Source organism: Bacillus sp. SA1-12 (genome assembly GCF_000981385.1).
Taxonomy (GTDB): Bacteria; Bacillota; Bacilli; order Bacillales; family Bacillaceae; genus Metabacillus.
This window is the reverse complement of the sequence record NZ_LATZ01000121.1, coordinates 15,847-29,692: the sequence shown is the minus strand read 5'-3', so window position 1 is coordinate 29,692 and position 13,846 is coordinate 15,847. Positions and strand designations below refer to the sequence as shown.

Here is a 13,846-nt window from a genome sequence, read left to right as displayed (position 1 = left end):
GTTATTTTTTTGTTATATGTTATCTACTTGGAAACCTAGGAATCTTATCAGCGAGGAGATATTCTGCATATAGCCGAGAGCTCTCAACTAATTCTCCCTCGCTTTTATCATCCGTATCAAAGATGGTAAAAGGTATCAACAAATCGGTTTCGATTAAATTGCTCGTAGCATGGAAGGGGCTAAGGAGTTCATGAATCGTATAGAGATCGCCTCCTCCAGGCTGATAATCCATTTCTGAACCACCGATAGAAATAGCCAGACCCAGCTCCTTCCCCCGCAGTTTCCCTCCTTTTGACGTGTAGCCCCAGCCATAAGTCAGTACTTCATCCAACCACTTCTTGAGAAGCGGAGGTGAACTATACCAATAGAACGGAAATTGAAAAATGATCCGTTCATGCTGCATGGCAAGTTCTTGTTCTCTTTGAACATCAATCCGCCAATCCGGATAGGAAGCGTATAGATCATGAACGGTGATCTTTTCCGGATACTTCTTAACTTCCTCCAACCAAGTCTTATTCACGCGAGATTTGTCCAAGTTAGGATGAGCGACAATTACCAATGTCTTCATCAATTTCCCTCCCTTCGTCGATCTCATACCTGCTGACAAGTTAACTTTATCGTACTTTAAGCGATGGTGCTTATCTGTGCAGTTCAAACCATTTGTCTATTTAGCTCAAGTTCGATGTCCAGCAACCTGCCGAATTGAAACCTGGGGAAACAAAAAGGTTTTTTAGAGTAACAAGGCGATTGGTTGGATGATTTGCCATAATATTTAACTCAACATTTCACCCCCATAGAATAGTATTAGGCGCCGTTTGATGTCCCATGCCAGCTTGCTGCTCTTAAGGTAGTTATTTTGAATCGCACTAGCAAAGTTGTACGGACTGGCTTAATATTATGTTATGGAATAGCGAGGAGGGGTATAAATGATTGTACGTTCCGAAAAGATAATGAAAGTACCACAGGGTTTAACCAATGATGTTCATCAAATAGCGTTAAAGTTGAATGGGTTAACGGTCTTTGAGTCCTGCGTTTATTTGGAAAGTAAATCAGGTTCATTATTTCTAGAAGACCACCTGCTTTTATTCGTGCTCAATGGTACATACACCGTTCGTTTTGGGAACCAAATACATACTGTCCGGAAAGATGAAATGGTTTTATTGCAAAAATCTATTGTCATTGAATATGAGAAATCTGGCGAGGACGGATCGGAAAGCCGTCTTGATTACATGATGTTTTTCTTGAAAGATGAAATACTAAACGATTTTATCAAAATGGCGAATGTAATGCCTGCTTATCCCTCGGTCATGGTCCCAATATCGGTCTTGTCAGTTAATGAAAGGCTCATTCACTTTATAGAATCGTTAAAATTGATGATTAAAGAACCAGACCGAATTAATCCTGGTTTAATTAAAATTAAATTGTTAGAGTTGCTGTTTGATCTCGCAGACGCAGATGACAAGTTATTGTTTCAGTTTTTGCAAATAAAACGCAAAGAAAAAAGGCATATTACTGAGATCATTGAAGAAAATTTGTTCAATCCAGTATCTTTAAACGATCTTGCCTATTTGTCAGGGCGGAGTTTGTCATCCTTTAAACGTGATTTTCAATCAATCTACAACACTTCGCCCCTTCATTGGATTCGAAATCGTAGATTAGATCGTGCCATGGAATTACTTGCAAATTCGGCATTGTCGGTTACAGATGTTTGCTACTCAACAGGATTTGAAAATGTGACTCATTTCTCAAGGGTCTTTAAAAAAAGATTTGGCATGCCTCCATCCATGGTAAGAGGGCGTCATTTGCAAACGTAAAATTAAACTGTGGATGGAGAAGAGATTTAGAATAGAGCAAGACTAGGACTGGTGTGTGGTGAGAGAAGAGATTGCATCCTCACCTCCTCAGATACTTTCAACTCTACAAAGTACGGATGGCCAAAGTTAACCTTATAAGCCGACACCCCTTTCTAAATAGGAAGGGATGTTTAAGTTACTATGCACATTGCTAATCTTAGCTGATGCTATGTCAAAAGAATCAAAAAATCCACCAACCAGTCTATCAGGTAAAGCAGAAAATGGATCATGAATGTATTTATTTAATCTGGAGCTGCTGAAAACCAATATGTATGTGAAACAAATTTGTAACTATCTAATATTTTGAGCCTGAAATCCATTCCGTTTTTGTGTGTTAATATTTTTTTTGAAATTTTTCTGATTGAATAATAGTCTAAAAAATTATCTGATTCTTATATCCTTTTAGGAAGTTCTCCTACTATAATGGGGTCTAGATGTAAATTTTATTAAAAGAAAACGAATAATAAATCCAATTCCTAACCCTGGAATTAGAGAAAGCATTGGAAGCCAAATAGGACCAAATAATATACCGAAAATTACATTTGGTGAGTACATAAGACCTACTGTGACAAAATAAGCTCCAAAAGCAAATGGAAGAAACGAGAATCGAGGATTTTCCCCTTCTGCAAATTTATAAGCATCATACATTGCATACATATATACACAAGGATAAAACATTAGCCATTGATAATTCACCGTTCCATAAGCCTCTGTTATTTTTCCTAAGAAGCTATACATAATGGCTTGATTAAATGAGCTCATTACATTAATAGTGAATTCTAAAATAATAAAGATTATTCCTTTTAACAGGTGCCCATTTAGAATTTGCCCAAAACCAGGTAAAGCAATGCTCCATAGGATGGCTTCGAACTTAACTGTTTTTTTAACCATAATATCAACCTTTAATAATCGGTTATATTTTGTTTTTGGTTTAATTTATCTAATTTCTTTAATAAACCGACTAAACCTCTAATTGTAAACAAGGTAAAACTACAACTCCCAAAAGTATGTAGTGGTGACCATTTTTTCCATTTGAATAATCTGGAATTTTCCTCTAAATACCATTGACCTAAACTAAATGGAACACTAAATATTAAGCTCTTTAAAAGTATCTTACCTATATTATCGTTATACGATATTCTAACCCAGATGACACTTAAAATCGGAAAGAATAATACAGTATAAAGAATATTTGTTTTAAAGATTTTTGGAAAAGGGCGAACTGGATAAGAAATTCTTTGGGTTTGAATAACATAAGCATCAATAAGAGTTGCAAGAACTCCTTTCGAGAAAAAAACAAGTAAATTTTCCCTCACCTTTGAGCCTCTAAATAAAAAAGGTAAGGATACTATACACAGTACATTAAGTAGATTTAATAATTTTTTCTCCATAAAGGTACCATCCTTTCATTCAAAGGAAATATTTAATACCTTTAAAATTTCCTATTCCAATAAGTTTTATCCTCCATTTTTGAAGCATATATATCTATGTCCATAAAGTAAACTAGGTTATAAGGAGGTGAAAGAATGATAGATCTTCGTAAAATTGAAGAAATGGCCAAATGTTAGTTATGCTTGAAGAAGAAATAAAGAAACAATAGAATCACCTCATTTAATAAATAAAAGTATAGATAAATATGACAAATATACATTTTTAAATGTATCCTAAATGGACTACAACTAAAACCAAAAAAAATCTCCGTTTATATCCACTATTCCTTATTAAAGGAACGAAACCCTTTACTACAAGATTTCTTGTCACTTAAATACTTTATACAAATTCAAATTACATAATGAAAACATTATTGGCATGAAAAAAGGATCTTCAATCGAAGATCCTTTGCTAATTTACTTATGCCATTCCCCTATCTCTAATGGAGATGTAGGTAAAATGTTTTAATTTAAATTACTAATAGAAGAATTGTACGAATTAACTTCTCCCTTGTTAAGGTAGGATTGCTTTGATGATATTTCGATATTATTTTCTATTGACTTTTAACTGAATACTGTTAGTCTTATAGAACACCTTCAGTTGGTACTTGCTTGGTAATCCTACGGTTTCAATAGAAGAAAATTCTCCATTACGCTTATTATAGGTTATGATAGTTGAGCCGTCAGCTGGTACATAATTGTCCGAAAAAATGAGACGTAATTTCCCTTTAGCCATTGCCTCGCCTTTAATGTTAAGAACATCTTTTTTACTACTAAGGTTGAGTTCAAGTGTACCTTTTCCAGATTGTGTGTAATCTTCTCTGATGATCAGTTTACCTGAAACATCTTCACTAAGGGTGCCCCCGTTATTCGTAACATCACCTCTCCCCAAAGCTGTCTTTGAATTAGCTTCAAGTATGCCTTGATCAATCTGTGTACCGCCGGAGTATGAATTGTTACCTTCAAGCTTTAAAGTACCTGTCCCTTTTTTTGTTAGCTTTCCAGTACCGGAGATATCGTTGCGCCAGCGATCCAATGCATGGAAACCACCTTCTGATGAATCCATTGTTACAGTTACGTCAGTCTCAAATGCTTCATAACCACCTGCTGCAGCAAAAAGATTTAATCGTCCCCAGCCTTCAGTATCATCTAGAACAGGATATCCGGATGGCAGGCCTGTTGTATATAATATCCATCGACGTTGAGTATCATCTAGGTATGGGAAACGTGACTCAAGTAGAACCTCTGCACCCTTTGGTACCATCATTGGCTTTGTTGTATCGCCAATTTGTTGAAAACCATACGTCAAGTGCTCTGTATATTTCTTCTTATTGGTTTCATAATCACTATACGAATCCACAGAAGTACCTTCTTGTGTAAGCAGGACTTCATGAGCTTCTTTATAGGCAGCTTCCTTCAAGCTTTTGTTTGCTGGATCATTCAATGCCGCAGCGGCAACCGCTGTTGACATTATTCGACCACCGATCACATCTAACGGTGAATGCATACCAGCTACAATTCGACTATGGCCGAGATCAGAAGATCTTGTCAACAATTCTTCAAACCGTTCTGGTACGGCATAGGCTAAACCATATGCAGCAAGATACGCAGCATTTGTATGTCCACTAGGAAAACCACCATCACTAGTAGGATCGTCTTTTTTGGCTGGTACAAGAGTTGGAACAATACTCACTTCCTCGCTCCATCGGAACGGGCGCTTATAATTGTAGTAGGCTTTGGCAGAAGAAGTAGAAGCGCCAGTCCCACGTATTGCATTTACTAATCCCACCATATTTCCAAGACTAGAGTCTGTGTCTGCCCAGTTGCCATTGCTATTTCCTCTGTCATCATACTTTACTGTAGTCGCATCTTGCGGAATTTCATTAGGGATGGTTGTTCCAGCATTGGCACCTACCATAAAATTATTTGCATAAGGACCTAGACCAGTAATTACGCTATAGTTCTGATTACGGCGATCGTTTAAATATGCCTCTTTTTCTTCTTCAGCTGTGCGATTATTTGTAATTGATACAACGGTATCTATATTTTGATTATGTACATTAGCATTTAACACCGTTCCGTTATCCCATGAGTCTCCAGGTGTCCAAAGCTCCAAATACTTTGAGAGCACACCAATAGATGGATTTGATTCAGGTGTCATGTTTATACTCTCATTATTTTTATAGACGTCTACATAGTATCCGTAAGATGCTGCTTTTGGTTTTATTGCAGAATCAGTTGAACCATCAGCCGCCAAAGCAGAAATAGCACCTTGGGAAGTTAGGATCGATATTAGTAAAATAGCTGGTAATTTAGACCTTCTCTTTTTCTTATTCATATGCTTATACCTTTTTTTAGACAAAACCATGTGCTTCTCTCCCCATATTTTAGTTTTAACATGGTTATTATAATGACTAATTGTAAAGCTAGGATGAATTTTCTGTAAAAATAGGTTGAATTATGTAGAAAAATGTAGAGTTTTGGATAAAGAAGTATATTTTTGTCATATTAAACAGATGAAACTTATCTTATGAAATATAAAGTAAAGTGAAATATTACTAAGGAGAGTATAATTAACATTAGACAAATCGATAAAAAAATATAAATACGTTTATTGATCAAAGATTTTTTCAAATTATTCCACTCTCCATTAAAATAATGAGAATTTAATTAAAAATTATGTACTCCCTTTCTCCAATGTTTCGAATACATTCTTTATTAATCTTCACAGTATTGTTTTTGATTTTCAATTTCCATAAAAAAGAAACCAAAGCACCAAAAATTAACGTTAATGGAGCCGTTCAACTTCAACTTACCTGCTTCTTCGTATTATAAGGTTAGCCAGTAATGATTCCACCTAAAAGAATGAATGAAGAATATTGAAAAGAAGACTGTTTTGCCTATGAGAAACATTATATTTAAAGTTCTTCGCTCATTTTTTCTTTTAAAAAAATTATTCTAGAGAGGGATAACTAAAGGTCCAGACGTTAATATTTAGGATATAGATTTATCATCAAACACATATTGACATATCGAATTTTTTAGATATAATAAAAGACATGAAGCCTATTGAAATCTTTAAAGCCTTATCTAATGAATCAAGGTTGCAAATTTTACACTGGCTAAAAGAACCTGAGCGTCATTTTACACCCCATGAAGGGATTGATATGAGAAAAACAGGGGTATGCGTTAGTCAAATAACAGAGCAATTAAAAATGACGCAATCAACAGCTTCTCATTATCTCAATATTCTATTACGTGCCGGGTTAATAAAAACCGAGCGTATTGGCAAGTATACGTATTACAAAAGAGATGAGGAAGCCATAAAAAATATTGCAACCATTCTTGAGCAAGAGATCTAACGTAAATTTAACTGAATCCTTCAATGGATTCAGCTTTATTTACACAAAACATATCGACGTATCTAGATATGTTTATTTATTTCATTAACATATCGTCTTTTCTAGATATGTAAATATATTATATCTAAGGAGTGATTATTTTGTCTAACACATTTAAAATTTATATTTTAGCACTTATAAGTTTTTTAGTTGGAACATCGGAGTATATTATCTCAGGTGTTTTGGATAACATTTCAGATTCACTAGGAATTACTTTGGCGGCTGCCGGACAATTAATAACCATATTCTCGCTTGTCTATGCCATCTTTACACCTATTCTGATGGCACTAACATCAGGCATGGATAGACGTAAGCTTATGATCGTATCTCTAGGTTTGTTTGTAATAGGGAACATATTTGCATTCGTCTTGCCGGGTTACACCTTATTTGTTTTATCAAGAATAGTAATGGCACTAGGGGCTGGTATGGTCGTAGTTACAGCTCTGACTATCGCGGCAAAAATAGCACCTGAAGGTAAACAAGGTAGTGCGATTGCCACTGTAATCATGGGCTTTACCGCATCTTTAATCATTGGTGTTCCTCTAGGGCGTATTATCACAGATGCATTCGGCTGGAAAACGGTATTTGGCGGAATTGCTTTACTTGGATTTTTAGCGATGATCATCATCTCATTAGTCATTCCATCTACTAAAGGATATAAACCGGTTCCATTAATGCAACAGCTTGCCCTACTAAAGGATCGAAAAGTAGCAATTGGTTTATCCATCACCTTCTTCTGGCTTGGAGGGTATTCAATCGCTTACACTTATTTATCTCCTTACCTGTTGGACATTTCGGGTATCAGTGAAAAATTATTAAGCGGAGTTCTGCTTATATTTGGTGTCGCTAGCTTATTCGGCTCGAAATTCGGTGGTTTTAGTACAGACAAATGGGGTGTGTCACGTACACTAATAGGTTCGATGCTTCTGCACATTGCCATGCTTATTCTTTTATCATTTATTACCCACAGTTATGTCGGGGTTTTAATTATATTAATATTGTGGTCTTTTGCAGCTTGGGCATCAGCACCAGCACAACAGTTCAACTTAGCGACAATAAAACCAGAATCATCAGGTGTACTTTTAGGACTAAATCAGTCAATGATGCAATTATCAATGGCTGCAGGAGCAGGAATTGGTGGGATTTTTGTAGAAAAGGTTTCGCTGGGTTCCATCACTTGGGTAGGAGTACTCGGATTAGCTATAGCCATTATTATGACATTAATGGCATCTCGTGGTAAATCTAAATAAATCGGTAAAATTAGTGTAAAAGAACAAAAGGCTTCAATATAAAAAGGTTTCTCTTTAAGGTTGTTAATACAATTGATAGTTTTAGACAGGTTGCTGTTGCTCAGGCAACCTTTTTTCTTTTGTTTTGGTTCAAAAAAGTTCAATACAATTGCAAGGATATACTGATACTTTTACTCTAAAAAGGTATGATCAGTATGGAAAACCAAAACTTGTAATAGGGTAGTCCCGATAATGGACTACAAATATTTCTCCATTATTATGTAGGATTTACCCTCTTTTATAAAACTAGAGTTGGTTTCTCGCAAACCAAATTTTTTGTAAAAATTCACCTTATTCATTCTGGCATTACACCAAATTCTCTTAACGCCGTAAATCTTTACTTCCTTTAATACATAGTTTAACAAAGCACTTCCATATCCCTTACTTTGTTCATGTTGAACAGTAGCAAATTTTCGGAATTGACCTTCTTCATTATTAATAAAAAGTGTGATGACAGAAATTAGGATGTCTTCTTTGAAAAGACCAAAATGAATAGCTAAATGATCATCTTCTAATTTAATGTAGTCAAAAGCCTTATGGGACCACATCACTTTATGCCTTAATTCCCAAACTTCTTCCTTATCTACTTTTCTAATCGTGGTTACCATAGTCCTCTCCTTTGTCTTCTCTATAAAATAAGTAATGCAGGGAACCTATTAGTCTCCTATTTAATAGTATATTTCTGTTCCTCTTAAGTAAGCTCAATCGTTTACCAAACCGATTTCTATGCTCTTAATACGGATAAACTTTCCGAGCTACACCAAAAGGGGTTAAGTACCCAGTTTGGAGTGGAAAACAAGATCCTATATGTTTATTATTAGAACCTTCTCAATAAAAAACCTTTTAGGGAAGGAAGTGTAAATCGATAAGATCATATATATTTTTTGCTAATAGTAAAAATGTTACAGCAATAAACAATGCACGTACATAACCACTTCCTCTTTTAATGGCAAATTTCGAACCATAAATCGCTCCAGCAATCCCTGCAAGTGCCATTGGTAATCCATAAGCATAATTTACTTCTCCTAAATACATAAACATCAACAAACCAGCAACAAACCAGCAATATTACTGCCAAAGTTTAAAAATTTCGCATTACCTGCTGCCTTTATAAAATCAAATCCAATCATTAAAAAAACAAATATTAAAAATGAACCTGTTCCCGGACCAAGAAATCCATCATAAAAACCAATAGCAAAGATTAAAACCATAAAAATAATGAATATTCGAGTGGACAATTTTTTATAGGTCGAGATACTACCCCAATCTTTCTTAAAAATAGTGTAAACTGCAACAGCAGCGAGCATTATCAACATCAACGGCTTAAGAACTTCAGGGTTCATCATATGAACAGTCCACGCCCCAAGCATTGAGCCAATAAAAACGAGTGGAAAAAATTTATATATTGATTTTAAATCAAGTTTTCCAGAACGATAAAACATAAGTGTGCATGTCAAGGACCCCATTGTTCCTACCAATTTATTCGTAGCAACTGCTGTAGCCGGACTAAGCCCTGTAAATAACAATGCAGGTAATGCAATCAGACCTCCTCCCCCTACAACGGAATCTATAAAGGAAGCTACAAAGCCTAGCACAATCAAAGTAATCAATAAAGATGGGTCGAATTCAAAAAGCATCAAATCATCCTTTGCAATAATAAGAATTTAAACTAAACCTAAGTTGCTCATCTAATAGCACGAAATGTACTAAGCTTATTTCATTGGTATCTTTGGATCATCCTCGATTCACATTAAACTGAATGGCTTTTACTAGAAATACCACAATCCACCTAATATAATTTTAATTTAATTGTACTTGAACCTTTATTATAAAAAAAATTAAATATATTTATCTATCTCTATAAGAAATACTTATCTTTAATAAAATTGATTTTCTTGAACCTGCTCCGTTGAAGAGTGTTGAAAACCTTATTGAACAAAAACACATGTTTCTTTAAGTATAATCCTACACTCTTTAGTGAAAATATATATTATTTTTCTATACTATGTCTTCTTCACATATTATTTATACTTTATTATTAATTGTATAAACTGTTGTTAAAGTTTTTTACTCTACACAACTATTACCTTTTGAATAGCTTTATTGTGAAAGCAGTTCTTCCCGGTGTACTCATCACCTCAATGTGACCATCATGAAGATCGATGATGCTTTTTGCGATTGCCAGTCCTAACCCTGAGCCTCCAGTAAATTGTGATCGTGATTTTTCAACCCGGTAAAATCGTTCAAAGATATGGGGAAGATCCAATCGTGGGATGGCTTGGCCGTAGTTGGCGATTTCAATTTCAACCGTTTTTTCTGTGTCTCTTAGCATAATATCAATATATTTGCCTTCACTACCATAGCGAATAGCATTTTGTATTAGATTCTCGAATACTCGTGCAAGCTTTCCACCTTCTCCCACAACAATTGGATCTGTCGCAGAAGAATATAAGCGATACTCCATCCCAGCTTCTTCTAACTGCATTCTTGATTGAACGGCCAACTGATTAAGCATTTCTTCAATATTAATGGATTCCTTTCGAAGTTTTACTTGCTGATTTTGCATATAGGTATATTCAAAAATATCATTGATTAAAGTATGCAAGCTGGATGCCTTGTCATGAATCACTTGAAAATAATGTCTAAGCTCCACCTCGTTACAATAGCGGTCATCGTTAATAAGATCTAGATAACCAATAATAGACGTAAGTGGTGACCTGAGGTCGTGCGCCACACTAGTTACAAGCTCATTTTTTAATTGTTCTGCCTTCTTGACTTCATTGATTGCTTCTTCCGATGATGCAATGATCTTTTGAATCTCTTCAGCAAGTACTTGGAATTCGGGTTGAACTGAAATATCACCAGTAGTTCGTTCTACTTTTACTAACATCTGAACGTCCTCAGTCATTTTATTTAGATGAAAAGTAAGGTATCGTTTCCGCTCAAATTGATACAAGAGCAACAAGTATATCCCAGTGGTAAAAACATAAAAAACGAGAAATATCAATTCACGAAAATAGGATAATATGAAAAACAAGCTCTCAAAAAACCTTGAATTGTCCTCTAAATACCATATTACTGGCAAAAGAATGACTCCAGTCACAACCGCTAGGAAAAGAGAAATGAGAATGTACATAATGATTTTCCATTTCGGCAGAAACTTTAACAGATTCATTAAATTATTTTTCAATTTTATATCCCACTCCCCAGACTGTTTGAATGATTCTTTCACCCGGTACAGCTGCCTCAAGTTTATCTCGAAGATTGCTGATATGAACCATCACGGTCTTATTCGACCCCTCACCAGGTTCATTCCACACCATTTCAAAAATCTCTTCCGATGCAAACACGCGTCCACGGTGCTTAGCAAGTAAATATAAAATCTCAAATTCCCGTGCTGTTAGCTTTATAACGTTATCCTCTGCGGTAACTGTATAACTTTGTTTATCAATGAATAGAGAGCCGACATTTAGCACATCCTTATCCTTTTCACTCTGTTTGTAATTAGCCCTGCGAAGCAATGCCTTTACTCTCGCTGTTAACTCTAAAGGATTAAACGGCTTGATCATATAATCGTCTGCACCCGTCATTAAACCGATGATTTTGTCCATATCCTCTACCTTTGCACTGACCATCAGGATGGGTACATGATTGTTTTTACGAACCTGTTTACAAAACTCAAGTCCGTCCATGTTTGGCATCATAATATCTAATATAATGAGGTCTGAAGGAGTGTGCTCCAAAATTTGAAGAGCCTCCAAACCATCTCCCGCTTTATCGATCATGTATCCATCATTCTTCAAATATACCTCAATCAACTCAGCAATTTGCTGATCATCATCTACAATTAAGATTCTAGTCATTTTTATTGCCCCCTCATATCGGTTAGAGCTGAAACTGTTTGAGCATGTTTTTTAATTGAGAAATCTTAAACAAAGTCTTAACAATGAGAAAACCTATAACAGCACCAATTGTATTCGCCAATAAGTCATTAATATCAGAGCTTCTCCCGCTTCCTAACGTCACTCGAATGAGTAGCTGTAATAACTCAAGGGAAAGACTTAGCATAAATCCGAGTTTTGCTGCCTTCTTAACAGAAGCTTTAGTCTTTTTTAAAAATGGAATGTACATCCCAAAAGGTATAAGCATGAGTATGTTTAACAAAAACGTTGTAAGATCGATTGTCAAGATTGGTATAAAGTTAACTGTCATATACCAAGGTGTTTGATTTGCATAACGTCCGATATTCACATCAATTGGAAAAAATACTAAGTGAATAACACATAGTAAGTATATCCCAAACGAAATAAGAAGAATGTATTGTGCCAGATTTACTTTACCTTTTTGACGCTTTGCCCAACTAATGAACCAAATTAGTCCTATAATACCCACTGGGCCTAACACATACCAAGATTGAATTGTAAACATAATTGACAATGACTCTTCCATATAACTTCCTCCTTAAGAAACTTTCTAGATTACAGTATAGATAGGAGTTCTAAAGTTTTTATAAAGAAAGAATTAAGGATATCTAAAATATTTAGAGGTGAACACTTTGAAGTTGTTAATGGAAAAGCTAAAATACATCAGATACAAATAAAGGATGAAGTAAAAGGTATACTTCAAATGCTAAAATAAGAGAAATTTCTTGTAACGATTTGTGTCTCCTATTTAATGATCATTTAGAATGTGGCCGGTCAATATTCAAAAAAAGTTCTTTTCACAATGGAAAAGCGAACATATTTTCGTATAATAAGGATATAATATTAATAGGGGAATGGTAAACATGATTAAAGATCATGGATCAATTAAATGGACATCCTTGTCTCTGCCAGAACATGTTAAATTACTAAGAGAATATGATAATTCTCGATGAACATCAGCTCGAAAAGATTTAATATTACGATTTGTGAAGCAATGGAATATAATAAAGAGCTTGTATTTTACTTATTATGAAAATGGAGATATTAAGCTATATATAGGATATATTCACTACCTAGATGAATTAAAGAAAGAAGTTAGAATTTTAGGTTTTCATCAAGAAAAATATATTTTAAAGATCGAGGATATCTTAAGAATCGATATATTTAACCACTGATAACTTAACACCTTAACCCGCCATGTCCTTTCTCCTGACTTGGATACCTGGTTATTCGAAGTACCTTTGGCCCAGTTATCTAAACCAAACTACTTTAACTTCTTACGACTTCTTTTGCCATGAGGTTTAAAACGCCGATTTAAGGCTGGTATTTGCTTTGATTACATCTATGTAATGAAAAGGACATCATAAAGCTTTTCTTTATTAATAAAATAAAATTAAAAATGATTTTTTTAAAAAGAATTAAAAATAGCTGGATACAATGTATGTGTCCGATCCAAAGTTTTAACTATCTGGTATTTTTTTCACTTCAGACAAAATATTGATAGATTTAAATTAACGGATTTTGATAATAGGTAAATTAATCTAAGAAGGGACGTCTAAAAAATTTCTTTTAATTAGTCATACAATCAGGGAGTGATTTCCTTTTCAAACATTCAGATTTCTCCTTATTTATCCTTAACAGGTTTAATAAATACTTGGATAATGAGTTTAAAGTTATTCATTAAATGATCTTTCTTTTCATCACCTCAAAACATGCCCTGCTGGCATGAAGCGGTCCCTTCCATAAAGAAACCTTTGGCAAATGTAATTGAGGTATTCCTTCCTTATTCACCTCTTCAAACCATTCCCCGTATTTGTGATCTACGATATATCGCTTAATAAAACACCAGCTACGATATGAGTTGTGTAAAAATACCGGATGGTGACAAATTTCATAGGAATTCAAAAAACCAACGATTACTTAGGTACTGGTGCCGGAGGAAGCCTGCGG

13 protein-coding genes and 1 pseudogene are annotated in these 13,846 nt (G+C 34.8%); 5 read left to right on the top strand and 9 right to left on the bottom strand.

Annotated elements, in window-relative coordinates; genetic code table 11:
- Window positions 1–19 precede the first annotated feature (19 nt).
- Entirely contained in the window at window positions 20–568 is a 549-nt protein-coding gene (locus WQ54_RS24065) for an NAD(P)H-dependent oxidoreductase (protein ID WP_046588123.1), read from the bottom strand.
- 358 nt (window positions 569–926) lie between these two features.
- On the opposite strand from WQ54_RS24065, the gene WQ54_RS24060 reads away from it, so the two are divergent.
- Window positions 927–1,814, top strand: coding sequence for an AraC family transcriptional regulator (locus WQ54_RS24060; RefSeq protein ID WP_046588121.1), 888 nt, complete (start codon window positions 927–929; stop codon window positions 1,812–1,814).
- 441 nt (window positions 1,815–2,255) lie between these two features.
- On the opposite strand, the gene WQ54_RS24055 is transcribed toward WQ54_RS24060, so the two are convergent.
- Together WQ54_RS24055 and WQ54_RS24050 are read right to left on the bottom strand one after the other, a co-directional pair.
- Window positions 2,256–2,744 (bottom strand): membrane protein, encoded by a 489-nt coding sequence (locus WQ54_RS24055; RefSeq protein ID WP_046588119.1) that lies wholly within the window; start codon window positions 2,742–2,744, stop codon window positions 2,256–2,258.
- 11 nt (window positions 2,745–2,755) lie between these two features.
- Complete coding sequence (locus tag WQ54_RS24050) at window positions 2,756–3,244, bottom strand: CBO0543 family protein (protein ID WP_046588116.1); 489 nt, start codon at window positions 3,242–3,244, stop codon at window positions 2,756–2,758.
- 205 nt (window positions 3,245–3,449) lie between these two features.
- Here WQ54_RS24050 and WQ54_RS33940 point away from each other — a divergent pair, with 205 nt between their 5' ends.
- Window positions 3,450–3,521 (top strand): DegQ family regulator, encoded by a 72-nt coding sequence (locus WQ54_RS33940; RefSeq protein WP_156178126.1) that lies wholly within the window; start codon window positions 3,450–3,452, stop codon window positions 3,519–3,521.
- 309 nt (window positions 3,522–3,830) lie between these two features.
- On the opposite strand, the gene WQ54_RS24045 is transcribed toward WQ54_RS33940, so the two are convergent.
- Complete coding sequence (locus tag WQ54_RS24045; RefSeq protein WP_231597637.1) at window positions 3,831–5,651, bottom strand: phosphatase PAP2 family protein; 1,821 nt, start codon at window positions 5,649–5,651, stop codon at window positions 3,831–3,833.
- 691 nt (window positions 5,652–6,342) lie between these two features.
- Here WQ54_RS24045 and WQ54_RS24040 point away from each other — a divergent pair.
- Both WQ54_RS24040 and WQ54_RS24035 read left to right on the top strand, forming a co-directional pair.
- Complete coding sequence (locus WQ54_RS24040; protein WP_046588115.1) at window positions 6,343–6,645, top strand: helix-turn-helix transcriptional regulator; 303 nt, start codon at window positions 6,343–6,345, stop codon at window positions 6,643–6,645.
- A 140-nt stretch (window positions 6,646–6,785) separates the two neighbouring features.
- Window positions 6,786–7,934 (top strand): MFS transporter, encoded by a 1,149-nt coding sequence (locus tag WQ54_RS24035; protein ID WP_046588113.1) that lies wholly within the window; start codon window positions 6,786–6,788, stop codon window positions 7,932–7,934.
- 236 nt (window positions 7,935–8,170) lie between these two features.
- Here the strand turns inward: WQ54_RS24035 and WQ54_RS24030 are convergent, their stop codons facing one another.
- The 5 genes and pseudogenes from WQ54_RS24030 to WQ54_RS24010 all read right to left on the bottom strand — a co-directional run bounded on the left by WQ54_RS24030 (window position 8,171) and on the right by WQ54_RS24010 (window position 12,422).
- On the bottom strand, window positions 8,171–8,581 hold the full coding sequence (locus WQ54_RS24030; RefSeq protein WP_046588112.1) for a GNAT family N-acetyltransferase: 411 nt from the start codon (window positions 8,579–8,581) through the stop codon (window positions 8,171–8,173).
- Between the two features lie 235 nt (window positions 8,582–8,816).
- Window positions 8,817–9,610, bottom strand: a pseudogene (locus WQ54_RS24025) (TSUP family transporter).
- 446 nt (window positions 9,611–10,056) lie between these two features.
- Complete coding sequence (locus WQ54_RS24020) at window positions 10,057–10,863, bottom strand: cell wall metabolism sensor histidine kinase WalK (protein WP_231597636.1); 807 nt, start codon at window positions 10,861–10,863, stop codon at window positions 10,057–10,059.
- 289 nt (window positions 10,864–11,152) lie between these two features.
- On the bottom strand, window positions 11,153–11,836 hold the full coding sequence (locus tag WQ54_RS24015; protein ID WP_046588107.1) for a response regulator transcription factor: 684 nt from the start codon (window positions 11,834–11,836) through the stop codon (window positions 11,153–11,155).
- Window positions 11,837–11,858: 22 nt separating this feature from the next.
- Complete coding sequence (locus WQ54_RS24010) at window positions 11,859–12,422, bottom strand: VanZ family protein (RefSeq protein ID WP_046588106.1); 564 nt, start codon at window positions 12,420–12,422, stop codon at window positions 11,859–11,861.
- 460 nt (window positions 12,423–12,882) lie between these two features.
- Between WQ54_RS24010 and WQ54_RS35735 the strand changes: the two genes are divergently transcribed.
- Window positions 12,883–13,071 carry a YolD-like family protein gene (locus WQ54_RS35735; RefSeq protein WP_369094760.1) on the top strand — a complete coding sequence of 63 codons (189 nt, stop codon included), beginning with the start codon at window positions 12,883–12,885 and terminating at the stop codon, window positions 13,069–13,071.
- The last annotated feature ends 775 nt before the right edge of the window (window positions 13,072–13,846 follow it).

Coding starts and splice junctions, on each gene's coding strand:
- WQ54_RS24010 (WP_046588106.1), bottom strand. CDS start 12,422: ATGGAAGAGTCATTGTCAATTATGTTTACAATTCAATCTTGGTATGTG.
- WQ54_RS24065 (WP_046588123.1), bottom strand. CDS start 568: ATGAAGACATTGGTAATTGTCGCTCATCCTAACTTGGACAAATCTCGC.
- WQ54_RS24050 (WP_046588116.1), bottom strand. CDS start 3,244: ATGGAGAAAAAATTATTAAATCTACTTAATGTACTGTGTATAGTATCC.
- WQ54_RS24040 (WP_046588115.1), top strand. CDS start 6,343: ATGAAGCCTATTGAAATCTTTAAAGCCTTATCTAATGAATCAAGGTTG.
- WQ54_RS24045 (WP_231597637.1), bottom strand. CDS start 5,651: ATGGTTTTGTCTAAAAAAAGGTATAAGCATATGAATAAGAAAAAGAGA.
- WQ54_RS24030 (WP_046588112.1), bottom strand. CDS start 8,581: ATGGTAACCACGATTAGAAAAGTAGATAAGGAAGAAGTTTGGGAATTA.
- WQ54_RS24055 (WP_046588119.1), bottom strand. CDS start 2,744: ATGGTTAAAAAAACAGTTAAGTTCGAAGCCATCCTATGGAGCATTGCT.
- WQ54_RS24020 (WP_231597636.1), bottom strand. CDS start 10,863: ATGTTAGTAAAAGTAGAACGAACTACTGGTGATATTTCAGTTCAACCC.
- WQ54_RS24060 (WP_046588121.1), top strand. CDS start 927: ATGATTGTACGTTCCGAAAAGATAATGAAAGTACCACAGGGTTTAACC.
- WQ54_RS24015 (WP_046588107.1), bottom strand. CDS start 11,836: ATGACTAGAATCTTAATTGTAGATGATGATCAGCAAATTGCTGAGTTG.